Origin of the sequence: Caballeronia sordidicola (assembly GCF_002220365.1) — a bacterium.
Classification (GTDB): Bacteria; Pseudomonadota; Gammaproteobacteria; order Burkholderiales; family Burkholderiaceae; genus Caballeronia; species Caballeronia sordidicola_C.
The window spans coordinates 91,649-109,194 of record NZ_MTHB01000110.1 but is presented as its reverse complement, the minus strand read 5'-3'; the positions used below and the strand labels follow the sequence as shown (position 1 = coordinate 109,194).

Annotated in this window: 19 protein-coding genes and 1 pseudogene; 11 read left to right on the top strand and 9 right to left on the bottom strand. The window is 59.6% G+C overall.

The genetic code is table 11. From position 1 onward, the window contains the following. Positions 1-164 precede the first annotated feature (164 nt). The 4 genes from BSU04_RS17645 to BSU04_RS17630 form a co-directional block, all read right to left on the bottom strand. The gene (locus BSU04_RS17645) at positions 165-1,076 is read right to left on the bottom strand and encodes a sterol desaturase family protein (RefSeq protein ID WP_089161987.1); all 912 of its coding nucleotides are present in this window, start codon (positions 1,074-1,076) and stop codon (positions 165-167) included. Between the two features lie 109 nt (positions 1,077-1,185). Next, positions 1,186-1,890: a LytR/AlgR family response regulator transcription factor gene (locus BSU04_RS17640; RefSeq protein ID WP_089161818.1), complete on the bottom strand. Its 705-nt coding sequence runs from the start codon at positions 1,888-1,890 to the stop codon at positions 1,186-1,188. Next, positions 1,878-2,960 (bottom strand): sensor histidine kinase, encoded by a 1,083-nt coding sequence (locus BSU04_RS17635; RefSeq protein WP_089161817.1) that lies wholly within the window; start codon positions 2,958-2,960, stop codon positions 1,878-1,880. Before BSU04_RS17635 ends, BSU04_RS17640 begins: the two co-directional genes overlap by 13 nt. Positions 2,961-3,172: 212 nt before the next feature. Further along, the gene (locus tag BSU04_RS17630; RefSeq protein WP_089161986.1) at positions 3,173-4,327 is read right to left on the bottom strand and encodes an epoxide hydrolase family protein; all 1,155 of its coding nucleotides are present in this window, start codon (positions 4,325-4,327) and stop codon (positions 3,173-3,175) included. Between the two features lie 273 nt (positions 4,328-4,600). On the opposite strand from BSU04_RS17630, the gene BSU04_RS17625 reads away from it, so the two are divergent. The 4 genes and pseudogenes from BSU04_RS17625 to BSU04_RS48805 form a co-directional block, all read left to right on the top strand. Further along, positions 4,601-4,936: an ArsR/SmtB family transcription factor gene (locus tag BSU04_RS17625; protein WP_089161816.1), complete on the top strand. Its 336-nt coding sequence runs from the start codon at positions 4,601-4,603 to the stop codon at positions 4,934-4,936. Further along, positions 4,933-5,460, top strand: a complete 528-nt coding sequence (locus tag BSU04_RS17620) for an SRPBCC family protein (protein ID WP_089161815.1) — start codon at positions 4,933-4,935, stop codon at positions 5,458-5,460. The genes BSU04_RS17625 and BSU04_RS17620 overlap by 4 nt, the downstream gene beginning before the upstream one ends. 99 nt (positions 5,461-5,559) lie before the next feature. Then, positions 5,560-5,997, top strand: coding sequence for a DUF1801 domain-containing protein (locus tag BSU04_RS17615; RefSeq protein ID WP_089161814.1), 438 nt, complete (start codon positions 5,560-5,562; stop codon positions 5,995-5,997). After that, positions 5,994-6,195 (top strand): annotated as a pseudogene (locus tag BSU04_RS48805) (NAD(P)-binding protein); the annotation flags it as partial. The gene BSU04_RS17615 and the pseudogene BSU04_RS48805, both read left to right, overlap by 4 nt. A gap of 114 nt (positions 6,196-6,309) precedes the next feature. On the opposite strand, the gene BSU04_RS17605 reads toward BSU04_RS48805, so the two are convergent. Beyond that, positions 6,310-7,278 (bottom strand): helix-turn-helix domain-containing protein, encoded by a 969-nt coding sequence (locus BSU04_RS17605; RefSeq protein ID WP_089161813.1) that lies wholly within the window; start codon positions 7,276-7,278, stop codon positions 6,310-6,312. A 109-nt stretch (positions 7,279-7,387) separates the two neighbouring features. On the opposite strand from BSU04_RS17605, the gene BSU04_RS17600 reads away from it, so the two are divergent. Continuing rightward, complete coding sequence (locus BSU04_RS17600; RefSeq protein ID WP_089161812.1) at positions 7,388-8,638, top strand: DUF1479 domain-containing protein; 1,251 nt, start codon at positions 7,388-7,390, stop codon at positions 8,636-8,638. Positions 8,639-8,657: 19 nt separating this feature from the next. Here BSU04_RS17600 and BSU04_RS17595 read toward each other — a convergent pair whose 3' ends face one another. Then, the gene (locus BSU04_RS17595; RefSeq protein ID WP_089161811.1) at positions 8,658-9,053 is read right to left on the bottom strand and encodes a hypothetical protein; all 396 of its coding nucleotides are present in this window, start codon (positions 9,051-9,053) and stop codon (positions 8,658-8,660) included. A gap of 119 nt (positions 9,054-9,172) precedes the next feature. Beyond that, the gene (locus tag BSU04_RS17590; RefSeq protein ID WP_089161810.1) at positions 9,173-10,048 is read right to left on the bottom strand and encodes a LysR family transcriptional regulator; all 876 of its coding nucleotides are present in this window, start codon (positions 10,046-10,048) and stop codon (positions 9,173-9,175) included. 129 nt (positions 10,049-10,177) lie between these two features. On the opposite strand from BSU04_RS17590, the gene BSU04_RS17585 reads away from it, so the two are divergent. The 3 genes from BSU04_RS17585 (at position 10,178) to BSU04_RS17575 (ending at position 13,492) form a co-directional block, all read left to right on the top strand. Then, positions 10,178-11,044, top strand: a complete 867-nt coding sequence (locus BSU04_RS17585; protein ID WP_089161809.1) for an alpha/beta fold hydrolase — start codon at positions 10,178-10,180, stop codon at positions 11,042-11,044. 133 nt (positions 11,045-11,177) lie between these two features. Beyond that, on the top strand, positions 11,178-12,572 hold the full coding sequence (locus BSU04_RS17580; protein WP_089161808.1) for an MFS transporter: 1,395 nt from the start codon (positions 11,178-11,180) through the stop codon (positions 12,570-12,572). An 80-nt stretch (positions 12,573-12,652) separates the two neighbouring features. Further along, complete coding sequence (locus tag BSU04_RS17575) at positions 12,653-13,492, top strand: DUF72 domain-containing protein (protein WP_089161807.1); 840 nt, start codon at positions 12,653-12,655, stop codon at positions 13,490-13,492. A gap of 19 nt (positions 13,493-13,511) precedes the next feature. Here the strand turns inward: BSU04_RS17575 and BSU04_RS17570 are convergent, their stop codons facing one another. After that, complete coding sequence (locus tag BSU04_RS17570; RefSeq protein ID WP_089161806.1) at positions 13,512-14,393, bottom strand: LysR family transcriptional regulator; 882 nt, start codon at positions 14,391-14,393, stop codon at positions 13,512-13,514. Between the two features lie 90 nt (positions 14,394-14,483). Here BSU04_RS17570 and BSU04_RS17565 point away from each other — a divergent pair, with 90 nt between their 5' ends. From BSU04_RS17565 to BSU04_RS17555, 3 genes are all read left to right on the top strand, one after another. Further along, complete coding sequence (locus tag BSU04_RS17565; protein ID WP_179258353.1) at positions 14,484-15,035, top strand: PACE efflux transporter; 552 nt, start codon at positions 14,484-14,486, stop codon at positions 15,033-15,035. A 132-nt stretch (positions 15,036-15,167) separates the two neighbouring features. Beyond that, a complete protein-coding gene (locus tag BSU04_RS17560; protein WP_089161804.1) occupies positions 15,168-16,223 on the top strand; it encodes a porin in 1,056 nt (351 codons plus the stop codon). A gap of 92 nt (positions 16,224-16,315) precedes the next feature. Further along, positions 16,316-17,248 carry a glycoside hydrolase family 6 protein gene (locus tag BSU04_RS17555; RefSeq protein WP_089161803.1) on the top strand — a complete coding sequence of 311 codons (933 nt, stop codon included), beginning with the start codon at positions 16,316-16,318 and terminating at the stop codon, positions 17,246-17,248. 48 nt (positions 17,249-17,296) lie between these two features. On the opposite strand, the gene BSU04_RS46450 is transcribed toward BSU04_RS17555, so the two are convergent. Further along, positions 17,297-17,470 (bottom strand): hypothetical protein, encoded by a 174-nt coding sequence (locus tag BSU04_RS46450; protein ID WP_179258352.1) that lies wholly within the window; start codon positions 17,468-17,470, stop codon positions 17,297-17,299. Positions 17,471-17,546: the final 76 nt, after the last annotated feature.

Below are 17,546 nucleotides of genomic sequence, written 5' to 3'. Positions count from 1 at the left end.
TCCAACTTCTTCACCATAAACAAAAGGATTCTCTGCGTATGCTGTTTATCCCGGTCACTCTGTTATTTTTTGATCGATGTCGTCCGCGCCGGGACCATCCCAGGCCAATACTTCATCATCGCGGATAAGTGCGTGACCGTCCGTTCCCGGGTCGATAAGCAACCCTATTGCTGCCCCGCGCCGAAGGACCTTGGATCCGCACGACGCCTTAGATCTTCTGTCGTTTCCCCTTCGTCATTTGGCCGCCAGCCGGGTGGCTTGGCGACGTAGCCAAATACCTCGCGTACGGAACGCGCGGCCAAGAGGTCGCGCCACAGCGCGCGCCAGTGATCGAACTCGATGGTCAGCAGGTTATAGGTCGTCATTGGCCGGACCAGACCGAAGCGACACGGCGTGTCGCGACGTTCTGCGATATACGTATCAAACAATCGATCGAACACGATCAGCACGCCGCCGTAGTTTCCATCGAGGTATTCGAGGTTGGACGCGTGATGCACGCGGTGTGCTGAAGGCGTGTTGAGAATCCATTCAAGCGGCCCGAGGCGTGGGATCCAGGTTGCGTGCAGCCAGAACTGGTAGAGCAGGTTGAGCGAAAGCAGCATCAGCACGATCCGGGGCGGCATGCCGAATAGCGGCGCGAGCACGAAGAACAGTAGCGAGCCGGTAAGACGGCCAGTCCAACCAATACGGTACGCGGCGCAAAGATTGAGTTGATTGGGCGAATGGTGCACGGCATGAGTGCACCAGAACCAACGCGTCCGATGGGCTGCACGGTGGTACCAGTAATAGCAGAACTCCTGGCCAATGAAACAAGCCACCCAACCACTCCAATGGTTCATCGGCAAAGTCCAGAGCCTGTGCTGCCAGAACCAGTTCATCGCATCGCTCCAGAACACGAGCGGCAGCAACCAGCGCAACGGGTACTCGCGAAATAGAAAGTCGGCCACCGACACACTGGCTGCCTTCCAGTCGTAGCCGCGCCAGCCGAGTCGCACAGTAAGCAGCAGCGCCTCGACCAATGAGGAAACGAGGATCGCAATGTTTGCGTAGTTGAGCAGGGTGAGCAACATAGCCATGGCTGAACCATCCATAGGGTGATTCCGTCCAGCGTAGGTTGACGTTCCTTGACCCGCAATTGACTTGGGACAAACGGGGTCTGAGTTGGGGCGGATTGGGCGGTCTGCGCTAGCCCCGAAGGCGTTGCACCAGCATTTCCCGATGCTGCCGGCTGCAGGGCACCTCGACGCCGCTGCGCAGTACAACTGTGGCATCACCCTTCGCGCGCGGCCGCACAGCGAGCACGGCTGCCAGCGCCACCGCAGCGCCGCGGTGCGTGCGGACAAATGCGGGGGCGAGGTCATTGAGCAAGGCGGCCAGCGTGCGTCGTATCAGCAGGCTCCGCCCGGGAAGATGGATGTTGACGTAGTTGTCGGCAGCCTCCAGCCATTCGATATCCGCGCAGCGTACGACGTGCGTCTTCCCACGATCAGCGACCATCAGATGCGCGGGCATGCCGACGCTCGGGCGCGCCGCACTGCGGACGGTTCCTCGCAACCGCTGTATGGTGCGCGCGAGGCGTTCCGGCTCCACAGGTTTCAACAGATAGTCGGCCGCCTGGGCGTCGAATGCGCGCACCGCATACTGGTCGAATGCGGTCACGAATACCAGTGCTGGAGCGTCGTCCGGCAGCGACGCCGCCACGTCGAAACCGTCGACCTCGGGCATCTGTACGTCGAGGAAGATCACGTCCGGCCGCAACTGCGCAGCCAGCATCAGCGCCGACGCGCCGTCGGAAGCTTCGCCGATCACCTCGACATCGGGAAATACCCGAAGCATGCGCAGCAGCTTGCTGCGAGCGAGTGCCTCGTCGTCGACAATCAGTGCGCGCACGGCAGGATCACTCCAACGATCAGGCCACCGCCCGGTCGCAATCGCAATTCGAGACTGGCCTGCGTGCCGTACAGCGATTGCAGGCGGCGCTCGAGGTTGCCGAGGCCCACACCGCGCTTGTCAGGAAGGCGCTGCAAATCGCCATCATCCTCAATCTCGATCTTCAGCCGGCTCACGCTAAGCTGCGTGCGTATTGCGATATGCGTGAACGCGCTGCGTCGTTCGACGACATGACGGAAGCAGTTTTCCAGCAGCGGTTGAAGTCCGAGCGTGGGGACGCGGCAATGCTGTGCAGTAGCATCGACTTCCCACGTTATTCGAACACGATCGGCGAAACGCTGGGCCATGATGTCCGCATAGGCGTGCAGCAACGTCAGCTCGTCGGCCAGCGACTGTTCGGGATGCTGGCTCGCGTCGGTCGCTGCGCGCAACAATGTCGCGAGACGGGTGAGCAGGATGTCGGCGGCGTCAGGATCGCTATGGATCAGCGATGAGACGGTGTTCAGCGCGTTGAACAGAAAGTGCGGTTGCAGTTGCTGGGTCAGTTGTGCGAGTTGCGCCTGTCGCGCCAGGTTCGCCTGTTTTTCGGCGGTCAACCGCTCGTCAGCCCACGCCCCGTAGGACCGAACGCCGAAAAGGATACCGCTGAACAACGCATAGAACACGACGAAGCTCGTCGCTTCGTAGGTCATCACTTCGACCCACGGTCCATGTGGGTACTTGGCGCCGGCCAGTGCGTAGATACCGAGTCGCAATGCGTACATTGCAGCGATGTAAGCGACCATTTGCAGCGGCATCGACGCCCAGGAGCGAAGAAACCATCGTAGCGGCTGATCGAGAAGACTATTGCGCCAGTCCGCACGCCTTATATGCACCGCAATCAGCGCCGTGGCGGCTAGTGCCGAGGAGCCGTTATTGACGAGCGGCCGCCAGAACTGCACTCTGCCTGTCCACAGGGACTCCTGAATCCCGACAGCCAGCATGAGCAGCCAGAACGCGGCCCACACCCACAGCAGGCGCCGCCACAGGATGGTCGGTTTGGGTTCGGCGAAAGGGCTGCTAGTGTTCATTTACCTGGCTCCTTCACGCACGTTCGCGGCGCCGGTTTCGCGCCCACGCGCCACATTTCGACCATGCCTGAACCATATCGACGCAAACAGTCAAATGCCCCCCTTTTCTTGCAGCTACATTCGAAGAACCGTCACGCGGCTTCGTCAGGTCATTTTTCATCGAACACCAGCCGGTAGTCAGGCATCGGGGAAAGTACCCAGCTTTTCCGAACTCACGGCCGAAAACGCCTGAAAAAGCTGCGAATGTCCGCCGCGAGGAGTTCAGGCTCTTCCATTGCCGCGAAATGGCCACCACTCGGCATGTCGGTCCACTGCGCGACATTGAACGTTCGTTCCAGCCATCCGCGCGGCGGATGATTGATCTCTTTCGGAAAGTGCGCAAAGCCCACCGGCGGTAACACCCGTTGACCGGCGGCGAAACGCATGGGCTGCAACCGGTTTTCCCAGTACATTTGAATGGATGTACCAATACTCTGGGTGTACCAATAGAGCGATAAATTGGTGAGCAACTCATCTTTCGAAAATCTACGCTCGATATCCCCGTCACAATCGCTCCATGCGCGAAACTTCTCTCCGATCCACGCAGCCAGCCCTGCCGGCGAGTCGTTGAGCGACGCAGCTAACGTCTGCGGCCTCGTGCCGTGCATATGCGCATAACCGCCCTCGAGTGCGGCCCACTCACCCTTCTCTCGAAGGAAATTTTGTTCTGCGATGGTAAGCGGCGAATTTGCGGCATCGATTGCGGGTTCATACGAGCCCGGCAGAAAGTTGAGATGAATGCCATCGACTACCTGTGAGTGCCGCAAGGCGAGCGCGACCGACACGCCCGCGCCCAAGTCACCACCCTGAGCGCCAAATCGCTCGTACCCAAGACCTCGCATCAGCGATGCCCACACATCCGCCACCTGAAAAGAGGAAGTGCCAGGGGCCGCAGGCGCCGGCGAAAACGCAAAGCCCGGGAGTGAAGGAATAACGACGTCGAAGGCATCGTTCGGGTCCGCACCGGATGCACCCGGGTCGCACAACAGCTCAGCCAACGCATGAAATTCGAAGAACGATCCCGGCCAGCCGTGCGTGATGACCAACGGATAGGGCTTGGGTCCAACGCCACGCCGATGAACAAAGTGCACGCGCTGACCGTTCACGTCGGCCATGAACTGAGGTTGCTGGTTCAGACCGCGTTCCGCGGCCCGCCAATCAAAACCGTCGGCCCAGTACTTCACCAATTCGCGCAACCATGTGGTGTCTGTGCCTTGTTGCCATGACCCGGACGGAGTCATGGATGCCCACCGGCTGTCGCGCAAACGCCGGCGCAGGTCGTCGATCTCAACATCGGACACGGAAATCTGAAATGGCTCGATATGCATGGCACCGCCTATGGAAGAGTTCAGTTGATTCTCCACGATCTGGCCGATGGTGTCGAACACCCGCAATCGGCGGGGTTCGGACGCACGATGAAGTTGCATAGCCGACCCGACTAGCAAGCCCCCGTCCAACTGCTGGTGCGGTAACTAAGCATCCATCACCGCGCCGAATAAGGAAGTCAGTCGCGAAGGACAGCACGCCCAATGGGAGCTAGAAATCGAAGGACGGATTCGCACCGCTTGACACGTATATACTCCGTGACGTATATATAAAAAATGGAATCGACATTCGCCATCATCGCCGAACCGAGCCGCCGCGCCATCCTGAGTCTGCTAGCCACTTCTGAGCGGTCCGTGGGTGATATCGAGGAGAAGCTAAACCTCTCGCAGCCCTCGGTTTCAAAGCATCTGCGGGTGCTTCGAGAGGCCGGATTCGTGGAATCGCGCGTTGACTCGCAGCGGCGTCTATACCGGATCAAACCGGAACCACTGATGGAGATAGACGCCTGGCTCGCTCCATTCCGTCAGTTTTGGTCGGTCCACGTCGACGCCCTGGAGCGCCACCTTGATCAGATGGATCCCGCACCTCGCAAAAAGGGAAAGAAACAATGAGCAACCGCGACGAATACATGCCGGGGCCGGCCGCCGGGGCCGAAGTCCGAAAGGATGGAGAAAAGTGGACACTTGTTCTCGTGCGCGAGTTGCGGCATCCGCCGGAGAAAGTGTGGAAAGCGCTGACCGACCCGGCCAGCCTGCATGAATGGGCACCGTTTGATGCTGACAGGAGCCTCGCGTCTGTCGGGCCCGTCAAGCTTTCGACAGTCGGAACGCCGACGCCGCAGATCTCGGATACGCAGGTGACGCGCGCCGAGGCGCCGACCCTGCTCGAATACCGCTGGGGCGAAAATGATATGCGATGGCAACTCGAGCCGTGCGGCGACGGCACGCGTCTCACGCTTTGGCACAACATCGATCGCGGCTTCATATCGATGGGTGCAGCCGGCTGGCATATCTGCCTCGATGTCCTCGATCGGCTCGTGGCTGACGATCCCATCGGGCGTATTGTCGGTGGCGAAGCAATGAAATTCGGTTGGCCGCGCTTGAACACCGAGTATGCGAAGCAATTTGGTAGTTGAACCCAAGAGCGCGGACAAGGCGAAGACGTCCAACTCTCCGCGCGAAGGGAAAAACCCGCCACGAAAACAGACAGAGTCTGGAAGTTTCAGGAGGAGAAAATGAAAAAATCGAGTTCGACCGAGGGCCAGTCTGCGCCTGAGTTGATCGACAAAAGAATCGCCGACCTTGGCGACTGGCGCGGGGAAACGTTGAGCAGGATGCGCGAGCTCATCAAAGACGCAGACCCGGACGTCGTGGAAGAGTGGAAGTGGATGGGCACGCCCGTGTGGTCCCACGACGGGATCATCTGCACCGGCGAGTCTTACAAGTCGGTAGTGAAGTTGACCTTCGCCAAGGGGGCATCGTTGAAGGACCCGGCCAAGCTCTTCAACTCGAGCCTCGACGGAAACATGAGGCGCGCGATTGACATCCATGAGGGCGAGGTGGTCGAGTCGGATGCGTTCAAGGCGTTGATCAGTGCTGCTATCGACCTTAATACATCCAGTGCGAAGGCAAAGGCAAAACCAAAGCCAAGGCAACCAAGGAAATTAAATTGATCCACGACGTAGTGATCGCCGGAGCGGGCCCAGTCGGATTGTTTTGCGCCTGTGAGCTGCGCCTGGCGGATCTCTCAGTGCTGGTGCTCGAGCGGGCGGTCGATCCGCACTCGCCTCTGAAGCGGCTCCCCTTCGGGATGCGCGGCCTGTCGGTGCCGACCATCGAAGCGTTTTACCGTCGCGGGTTGCTGGGCGAGTTCGCCGCGCCGCCGCGCGCCGGGGACGAACACGCCAAAAACGCCAGCGCTCCGACCGAGGCGCCGGGAGCGGAAAAACCCCGGCGCCAAGCCGGTCACTTCGCGGGCGTGCAAGCTATCCGTGCTCTTCGTCCTCGGGACCAACGCGTTCCCGTTTGCTTTGAAGCGATGGAGAGCGTTCGGTTAGCTGGGCAACATCCTCGTCATCAGGAACACCGGCCTCGACAAATTTCCGGCGATACGCTGCCGGCGTCGTTTCCTTTACCGTCTTGAACTGCCGGTTGAAGTTGGAAACATTCGCAAATCCAGACCGCGTCGCAATGACCGAAACAGGCAACGATGTGTCGCTCAGCATCCGGCAAGCATGGCCGATCCGCACGCGCGTCATGTACTGCCCTACGCTTTCGCCCAAGTGTTGAGCGAAGTAGCGCGCAAGCGATCGCTCCGAAAGGCTCGCCGCCGCACAGAGTTCGGATAGACGCAAAGGTTCGGCGAAACGTGCTTCGATCAGCGAAAGCACCCGGTTGATGCGATCGGGCTCGTGGCCGGAAGGTCCGCCATCACGGTCGTTGAAAGCGCTGGGTGACGCAAGCGGTTCGCCCGGTGAATCGGCGAGCGTACACAGGATGTCCAGCGTGGCGGAAAGACGTTCGCGCGCCGCGCTCGATAGCAGTTCGCCGATACGCTCGCGCATCACGCGTCCCGCCTCGGGTTCGAACGCCAGTCCGCAGGCCGCCCTGCGCAGTAGCTTGCGTAGCGGTTCATATTCCGGGCAACAATCCGCTAGCCGCCGAGCCCACGCACTGTCGAACCAGATCACAATTGCCACTTGCGGCGACGACGGCTCGATAGAGCGATTCGACGCCCAAGTATGCGGAAGGTCCGGCGGGACCAGCACGAGGTCATCGGACCCGTAGGTAGTCACTGAATCGCCAATGTAGCGCTTCCCGTGACTATTCATTGTCAGTGTCAGTTCGTATTCCGGGTGGTGATGCCACTCGAACGGAATGCGGGGAAGTCGCCGGTGGTAAACGCGGACGGAACAGTTGCCGCCGAACTCGACATGTTCGTATGCAGGCTTCATGGCTGCGGATTCATGGCTGGAATAGCAAAATAATTGTCTGAATAGTATCACCGTGAAGAGCGTGCGCGGCATATGCTCCGGTCATACCAACACGCAAACGGAGACGACCATGACAGCATTGAAAATCGACGATCTATCCGCCGCGATTCGCCAGGCCAAACGCGAGTTGCGCGCGCAATTGCCGAATTATCGAGAGGTATTTGCCGACGTGGAAGAATCGATCATCGCTGAGGCAAAGCTCATGACTGAACAACGCAATCGCGGCGAGCCCGTCATCCCCGAGATTCAGTTTTCCGATATTGCCGAACAACGCGTGAGCGCTGCCCAAGTCGAACTCATCAAGGCGCGAGGCGCTTGCGTCATTCGCAATGTATTCGAGCGGGCACTGGTGGAAAGCTGGGACCGGGACATTGCAGACTATGTCGAGCGCAATGATCTGGACACACGCCTGCAAAACCGCGCGGAAGATAAATACTTTGGTCAACTGGCGTCCAGCAAGCCGCAGATCTACGGAATCTATTGGTCAAAACCGCAGGTGCTTGCACGCCAGTCGCCGTCCCTGACGACCGCACGGCTCTTCCTGAACCGGCTATGGCGCAACGAGAGCGAGGGGCGCGTGCACTTCGACCCCGAACACGTTCCGGCCTATGCCGACCGCCTGCGTCGCAGGCCACCAGGGTCCGCGTCGCTCGGCCTCTCCGCTCATTGCGATGGGGGCTCTGTTGAACGCTGGATAGAAGGGAATTTCCGCAAGGTGTACCGGCACGTTTTCAATGGAAACTGGCGTCAATACGATCCGTTCGACGCTGCGTTCAGACCGGATGTTCAAGAGATTGCTTCCCCGGCAGTATGCTCGATGTTCCGCACGTTCCAGGGCTGGACGGCGCTCACGCCTCAAGGCCCAGGCGACGGCACGCTGCAACTCGTGCCGATCGCAAACTCAATGGCGTATATCCTGTTGCGCGCGCTGCAGGACGACGTAGCCGACGACGACCTCTGCGGCGCCATGCCGGGGCGAGCGTTGTCGATCAAGCCGGAATATCACGCACCCTTGTTCGATGCGCTTTCGTCAATCCCACAGATGCAAGCCGGCGACACCGTGTTCTGGCACAGCGATGTGATCCACGCGGTCGAGGACGCGCATCTGGGCGACGGCTACAGCAACGTGATGTACATCTCGTCGGCGCCGGCATGCGCCAAGAACGACGAATACCTCAAACGCCAGTTGCCGAGTTTTCTGGAAGGCAGAAGCCCGCCGGACTTCCCGGCTGATCATTTCGAAGTCGACTTCGCCGGACGAGCCACTGCCGACGATCTGACGGCGCTAGGCAAGTCGCAACTTGGCTTTGGTTCTTTGTAGACGCCTCTGAACGGTAACATCAGGCCAGTAGCGAAATGATTCCTCCAATGGTGAGTCCCGCAGCGATCCATCTCCCAGCCGTGTAGAACTCGTTGCGATTCTCCTGCGGCTGGTCGGGACGCTCGAGGCCAAGCGTCCCGTAAGCAAGCGACTTGACAGCCGATACGTTCGACGCTGCCCCCTCGCCACTGCCCGCATTCTGACTAGCCAGTGCAGCCCCTTCGGGAGAAATCGAGACGGCCGAATCCTGTGTCGTGGCATCGGCCGCTTTGGTCGCTTGGGTTGTTTGCGCCGTCTGCGTTGTTTGCGCCGGATCGACGTTGTCGCCCGATATAGACCGTTGGTCATTCGCGGCACTCGAAGTCGATATCGTCCGCTGCGAAGTTGGCGACGACGCGACATTGCCTATCTGCATAGCAAATCCCTCATCCTCTTGGTCGGCCTCTCCAGCTTATCGACTCAAGCGCGCATATCTTTAGCGTTGGTAAGGTGAGGTAAGGTCGGGCCAATGCGTCGTAGAAAACCCAGGGTGGCTTAAGCCAATGCCTGCAGCAACTTCTGCCGGACTACTGCGGTAATGTCGAGTTGGCGTTCGTTTTCGAGTATGCCGATTACGCGCTTGAGCGGACCGTATGGAAGTTGTAGTGCAATCAGCGAATGGTCGCGGGTCCATGCAACATGCTTAAGCAAAGGCACGATGGAGATTCCCACGTTTTGCCGGACCAGGTCGATGATCGCGGCCACTGAATTGACCTCGAGAATCTCCCTGGGTTTTATCCGCATGCGCCGCAAGGTCTGCTCGACTTTTGCTCCCGTTGGGGAGGTCCGGTCGAAGCGAATGAACGGATGACGCTTCAGCAAGGATGCGACGTCTGCCTGTGCTGTCGCAACCCGCGTGCTTGCAATGAGCATCAGGGGCTCTTCATAAAGCGGTGTCCATTGAAGATTGACAGGCATCTCGTGCGGGATCTGGACAGTGAGCGCGGCGTCTATCTCGGATGCCGTGACCTGCTCCGCGAGTTCTACGGTATGACCGAGAACGAGCCGGACATCGAGTGCCGGATACTGCGCTTTCAGACTGACCAGGTTCTCCGACAGAAAGCCCATTGCCGAGACAATTGCACCGACGGTAATGCTGCCGGCAATCTCGTGTCCCGTATCCACGTCAGCCAGCATTGCCTCGTAAGCCGCGATCAGCTTGCGCGCCTGGGGAATGAGCGCCCGGGCAGCGGGGGTCAGCGTAATGACCCGCCCTGACCGGTAGAACAGCGGCCGCCGGAACTCCTCTTCCAGCGCACGCATCTGCTGCCCGACCGCTGCCTGAGTCAATGCGACGCGACCCGCGGCGGCGGCGAAGGAACCGTATTTTTCGACGGCAAGGAAGGTGCGCAAGAACCGGATGGTGCTCATGGAACGGGGATTCCCAACGTTGCGAGACTAAAGGTTTAGTTTAGTTTGTGTAAATATAAATCAGTTAGTTTTTTTGAATGACCGACTGCACAATTGCGTGGTGAACCATTCCACCACAAGGCTGCAGACATGCCCCAGGCAACCCCCTCCCCAACCACCTGCAAACCCGCCGATCGCGGTCAAGCGTATTACGAACTTGGTTCGACAACCGTGTTTGCGTCGCGTAACGACCCGCGTTTCGCTTACACGTTGTACGTGCCTGAAACGATCCTCGAGTCGGGCAATAACGTTGAGCTTGTCGTGGTCATGCACGGGACGGGGCGTCAGTTCGCCCACTACCGCGATGCGTTCGCGGAGTTCGGCCGCTGGAACAACTGCATCGTCTTGTGCCCGCTATTTCCGGTCGGCGTGCGCGGTGACGGCAACCGGGACGGTTTCAAACATCTGATTGAAGGCGACATCCGCTACGACCGCGTGCTGCTCGACATGGTCGATGAGATAGGCGAGCGTTATGGCAAGCGTTTCGACCAGTTCGCGTTGTTCGGCTTCTCAGGCGGTGGCCAGTTTGCGAACCGTTTTGCCTACCTGCATCCGGAAAAATTATGGGCTGTGTCGATCGGTGCCCCGGGCTCGGTGACGCTGCTCGATGTCAACCGCGACTGGTGGGTCGGCTTAAGAGGTTTCGAGCAGCAGTTTGGCAAGGCCTTCGACCTCGACGCGTTGCGCCGCGTGCCCGTCCATATGGTGGTCGGCAAGGCGGATCTGGAAACGTGGGAGATCACGCATCGGGAAGGTGGCCGTCATGACATGCCGGGCGCAAACGACGCCGGCGCGACCCGTCCAGAGCGTCTCAGGACGCTCAAGGCGACGTTCGACGCAGCGGGGGTTCGTGTCCAACTCGATGAACTAAGTAACGTTCCACACAACGGCATGATGGCCGTGAGCGCGGTCCAAGACTTCCTTGCAGGCGTGTTGCGCGAGCGCCGGGCCGGCTAGTTCAACAACATCAAAAATCAAGCTCGCGAATCTGCGAGGCTCTCTCGCCCGGGCGCATTCGCGTCCCGGGCCGACTGCCTATCGCGCGCTATCTGCCTGCTCTTTAGCGGCGACGCGCAGGAGGAGATGACGTATGAATGCAGCAGAATACGAAGGCGCATCAACGCCCACTGCACCTGATCCACGACAAGTCCGCCGCGCGCTGCTCGCCTCGGTGATCGGCAGTGGCTTCGAGTGGTTCGACTTCACGGCGTACGTCTACTTCTCAAAAGTCATCGCAGAGGTGTTCTTCTCGGTGGGAAGCCCCGTCGTGTCAATGTCGCTAGCGCTCGCGACGTTCGCTCTTGGCTTTCTCATCCGGCCGCTTGGCGGGGTCCTCCTGGGCATTTATGCGGATCGCGTGGGACGTACTCGTGCCCTGTCGCTGGTCATGCTCACGATGTGCGCCGGCACGCTGATGCTGGGGCTGGCTCCAGGTTATGCGACCCTGGGCATCGCGGCTCCGCTTCTCGTCCTGTTGGCGCGACTGATCCAGGGACTGGCAATCGGCGGCCAATTCAGTCTCTCGTCCGTGGTCGTGGTGGAAAGCGCGCCGCCTGGCAAGAAGATGTTCTACGGCAGCTTCAACATGTCCTCCCAGGCGCTTGCCATGTTGCTGTGTTCCGGATGCAGCTATCTGCTTATCAATAATCTCACGGCGAACTCGCTGGTGGCCTGGGGCTGGCGCGTGCCGTTCCTGATTGGGGCGCTCATCGGGCCGCTTGGCTTTTACATCCGGCACAACGTTGCCGAGTCTGCGGAGTTCGAGGCGCTGCGCAAGCAAGTCCGCACGGGCGCCGCGCGTGCTTTCCGGCTGGGCGACTTTGTGCGTGAACAGGGCGATGCGGCCTTATGTGCGATGGGCGTGATGATCATAGGCACCGCGTCGAATTATTTGTGGAACGCGTATCTGCCCGTGTATGTGGAACACCAATTGCATCTCCCGCTTAAGGCGGCTTTGCTCGGAACGTTTATCGGCGGAGTCATCAACTTCCTGCTGTTTCCGATCTCGGGCAAACTCGCCGATAAATTCGGTGCCTACCGGCTTTTCTATCCACTGGTGATCAGTTGGTTGCTTTGCACGTTCCCGCTATTCTGGTTCATTGTTTCCGCGCCGTCGCTCACGCGTCTGCTCATCGCGCAAATTATTGCGTCCTTCTTCCAGGTTGCCATCGCGGGTCCGCACCCCGGCATGCTCGCAACAATCTTCCCCGCGAAGGCGCGTTCGACTGGCGTGGCGCTGTCGTATAACCTCGCGGTAACCTTGTTCGGCGGCCTTGCGCCGCTGACCGTCTCGACGCTGACTCAAGTTACGGGCAGCCACTATGTTCCCGCTTTTTATGTGGTCTTTGCAGCGCTGGTTTCGCTCACGCTCGTGGCGTTCACGCGTACCGGACAGGCGGCTTTGGCTCGCGATCGTGCTGACAGGAGGCCATTTTCTGCGGCGCAACAAGGGCCCACAGCGGACCTTCAGTCTTCTGACAGCTGACCTGCAAGCCCCCTCAGGCGCACGCCCGGCGCCAATTCGCTACACTTGAGCGCATCGAGTGCACCGGGAGGATCTCATTCATGGCAACCCGAAAGACGGCGGATAAAGCTGGGAAAGCTGGGCAGATCAGGATCGGCATCGGTGGCTGGACCTTCGAGCCGTGGCGCGGCACGTTCTATCCAGAAGGACTCGTGCAAAAGCGCGAGCTCGAATACGCGAGCCGCAAGTTGACCACGATCGAGATCAACGGGACGTTCTACGGCTCGCAGAAGCCCTCTACGTTCGCCAAGTGGCACGACGAAACGCCGGATGATTTCGTCTTCTCGCTAAAGGCGCCGCGGTTCTCCACGAACAGGCGGGTGCTCGCGGAGGCCGGCGAGTCCGTCGAGCGTTTCCTCGCAAGCGGCGTGCTTGAATTGAAGAACAAGCTAGGTCCAATTAATTGGCAATTCGCCCCGACCAAACAATTCGATGCGGACGACTTTGAAGCTTTCCTGAACCTGTTGCCGCATCAAGTCGATGGTCGTGAGATCCGGCACGCACTCGAAGTGCGACATGAGAGTTTCCGGGACGAGGCATTCGTTGCCCTCGCGCGCAAACATGGAGTTGCCATTGTCATGGCGGGGGATTCGAAATACCCGCAGATCGCGGACGTAACGGCGAAGTTCGTCTATGCGCGCATCATGGGGACAACCGAGCAGTTTGCGCAGGGCTACGACGACAAAACGCTGGATCTATGGACTAAGCGAGCGAGTGATTGGGCATCCGGCGGCACGCCGAAGGGACTTGAAACGCTCGGCAAACCAGCCGCGGCGACTACGCCCCGAGACGTCTATTTATACGTGATCAGTGGCTTCAAGACACACAACCCCGCTGCGGGCATTGCCATGATCGAGAGACTAAGCGGCGGCAGCATTTAGTGGGTCCTTAGCGCTAGAGCTACTTCAATTCGGCCTCTGCGCCGAGCGTTGTCAGCGCATCCAGCAACCAGTTCCCCGCGAGTCCTAACGAAGTACCCTTTAAACACAAGGCGTCGACGGCGACCAACCGGGGCCACCCGCGCGCCGATAACTCTTGCAACGTTTTTGCGCCGAAACGGTCCGCAACCCACCGAGGCAACTCGGTCCACCCGAAGCCCAACTCCGCCATTTCCAGCAGGAGCAAGTAACTGTCGGCAGACCAGACTCGCACGCTTCGCTGATGCTCGCCCGGCTTTACTCCCGTGGTGATGCGCAATTCGCGGTGCTTGGCGAGGTTCTCCATTGTCAGATCAGGAACGCCGCTTAAAGGATGTCCTGTCGCGACGAACAGCGCCAGCTCCGACGATTCCGCCAGCCTGATCGAGCGGATATCGGGAGGATAGCTCCCCTGGGCCGCGACTACGCCAAGCTCCGCGCGGCGCACCTGCACCAGCGACACGACGTCTTCATCCTCCTTGACCAGGCACTCGAGTTCGACCGTGGGAAAACGCTTTTCGAATCCCACAAGCAACTTCTCATAGTGCGGAGGCTGGTACGTGTTCGATATGGCCAGACTCAAGCTTGGCTCCAGCCCCGCGCTTAGCCGCGCGGCCGCCTGTATCAAGCGATCGTGCGCCTCAAGCGTCTCACGGGCGTTGGCAAGCAGCGCTTCGCCATACGCGGTAAGCCGGGGCTTCCGGGTGGTCCGATCAAAGAGCGCGACGGCTAAGTCAATCTCCATATCCGCAATGATCGTGCTGACAGTTGACTGACTGCGCCCCAGCTTTCTCGCGGCAGCCGAGAAAGAACCTGCGGCAGCGGCCTCCGAAAAGACAATCAACGCGTCAATACAAGCGACCATGATCTATCTAAATCCCAGATAGTAAGCAATTTGAAATGTTAAACGCGACCCCTGAGAATGGCAACCGTCCATTCAAAAAATGAGGCCGAGATGACCACGCAACGCAACGTATATGAACGCATATTCCAGGTGCTTCTGTTCGAAGGACTTGCCACCAGTATTTTTTCTCCTGTCCTATCATGGATCGTCGATAAACCTCTGGGCGACGTCACGGCCTTGACTGTTGCAATTTCGATCATCGCCATGCTGTGGGGTTTCGCATTCAACTCTTTTTTCGGTATCCTTATTTCCTACGCATCGAGCCAGGTTCAGCAGTGGAAGCGCGTTATTCATGCCCTCGGTTTCGAAGCAGGTCTGGTCCTGATAGCGGTCCCCTTGTCCGCATGGTGGCTGCAAATGACGTTTGCTCAGGCGTTGCTGATAGATCTCGGACTATTGCTCGTTTTCCTTCCGTACACGTTCTGCTTTTATTGGGCGTACGACATGCTAAGACAACGTCTGGTCAAAGCGCCCCTTAGGTCAAGCGCTTTAGGCCCGCATATGCCTTTGGTCTCTGAGCGCCAGTCGCAATACGCGCCCGCAATACGCCCTTTCAAGACCGGCGAAAACGACCGCGTCTTGACAGCGAGACCTCCAGGTTAATGTCTAAACGACTCTTCGAACACACGCCACACAATGTCGCGTCGTTCGAATTTCGTTGCGAATTTCGTTGCAACTCCGGTTCAACTTGCTACAGTCGCGAGGTTCAATTGCTAAGAACCTGATTCCACCGCGATGAATTCTCCCGCCCGGCACCCTGCGGCACTCTTCTGCCGCCGCACTTGCAAACACGTGCTGTTCTACGCGCTGCCGCTCCTCGCTACAGCCGGCACGGTCCGTGCGCAAGGCTCGGTCACGCTATACGGCACGCTCGACACCAGTATTGAAGTGACTAATCCTGGCAATGGCTGGACGGCGCGAATGGATTCCGGCGCGTATCGCGGTTCGCGCGTCGGCTTGCGCGGCAGCGAGCCTCTGGGCAATGACACGAGCGTGATCTTCGACCTGGAGAACGGGTTTGGCTCTGCAAACGGCACCCTGGACACGGCCGGCACGCTGTTTAACCGGCAGGCATGGGTCGGGCTTGACGCACCGTGGGGCGAAACCCGCTTCGGCCGGCAATACTCGCCGCTCTACATCCCGTTCAAGGGCGGACTCGATGCCTTTGGCGCAGGCACAATTGGATCGGGGCTGAACAATTTGTCGAAGATCACGCCCTATACGGATAACGCGTTGACCTGGATCTCTCCGTCGGTGGGAGGGTTCAACGTCACCGGCATGGCCGCGCTGCGCGACCCTGGCGACGGCAACGGTATCGGCGGGTATTACATGACCGCCAATTACACGCTTGATGCCCTGCAGTTATCGTATGCACGGCAACAAACCCATGGCGACGCCGGATTGCGAGCGAATCTGGCGGGCGCGTCCTATCTGTTCGGTCCCGTGCGCACCTACGTCGCGCTGTTCAACGGCGACGGCGGCACTCCGCGCTATCACGATGACGGCGTTTCGCTGTCGGCTTCCTGGGCCATCTCGCCGCTGGCACGCGCGTCCCTGGGCTACGCGCATGCACGTGATCGCAGCGGCGAAGGCAACAACGCAGACCAGTTCAGCGTCGCCTTCGAATACACGCTGTCGCGTTCGCTCCTGCTGTATTTCACTGCCGCCGATCTGGAAAACCGCGGAAACGCCACGTTCACCCTGCGCGGCGTCAATGTAACGGGATTGCCGGTCGCGTACCCGGGCGCACCGGTACGCGGTGTGCAACTCGGCATGATCGAACGATTTTGAACCGGGTGTTTTGACGCGCATGCGCCGCGCGACCACGTATTAAATTCCGCGAAAAATGCATGGCTACGCCCCCCTTCATAAATGAACTGAACATGCTCATCAAACGCTCGCTTGTTATTGCAGTGCTGGTTTTTCTTGGTGTTACGCAAGCGCATGCGGACGCCGGGTTTTATGTCGATCCCGACTCTAGCCCCGCATTGTGGGTGCGAGCGCATCAAGCGGACCCGCGCGCGCCTCGCATTGCAGAGTCGATTGCCAACGTACCCATGGCGCGCTGGTTCGGCAACTGGAGCGGCGACGTGCACAAGGCGGTCAAGCGCTTCGTCGACAAGGCGGATGCCACACACCGCGAACCCATCCTGGTCGCCTACAACATCCCTCATCGCGACTGCGGAGGCGCATCGGCGGGCGGCGTGGGTGATGCCCCGGCTTATCAGGTCTGGATAGACGCGTTCTCGCGCGGCCTGGGTAATCGCCGTGCAATTGTCATTGTCGAGCCGGATTCGACCGCGCAACTGGACTGCTTCAAGACCGATGGCGAGCGCGACGAGCGGCTCGGCCTGCTGCGTTATGCGGTCTCGCGTTTTCACCTCAACGCACCGGCCGCGGACGTCTATCTCGACGGCGGCAACGCACATTGGGTTCCCGCTGCCGCAATGGCGGCTCGGCTCAACGCAGCCGGTTTGAGCGAGGCGAGAGGCTTCGCATTGAACGTATCCAATTTCTACACGACCGAGGAATCGGCGGCTTATGCATACTCGGTGAACGCCGCCTTGGCGGCGCAATTCGGCTATAGCAAACCCTTCGTCGTCGATACAAGTCGTAACGGCAAAGGTTCGGATGGCCAGTGGTGCAATCCTCCCGGCAGAATGATCGGGGCTCGTACCAGCGGCGCCTCGGGCGCCATGCTGCCGGTATGGATCAAGGTCCCGGGCAATTCCGACGGGCCGTGCGGGTCCGCTCCCACCTCTCCAGCCGGCGCGTTCAGCCCGGAGCTGGCGGTGCGTCTCATCGACGGCGACTGAAGAGCAACGGCATGCCGGTTCCCTGCCCGTTAGCGGCCTCCTGGCTGCTTATTCGAAAACCAGGGACCGATGCGTGGATGCACCTGCGAAGTAACCATCGCCCACGGTAACAGGCACGCCTTCGGCCCCTACGGTGGCATCGCCGCAAGCGAAGACACCCTCGACGGTGGTGGCTTTCATCGAGTCGGTACGGATGATCTGCCCAATGGGACCATCGTTCACATCACACGTTTCGAGAAAACGTTGAAAGAATCACTAAGACGCCGTAACACGGCCCTGGCGGGCATCGTTTATAGTC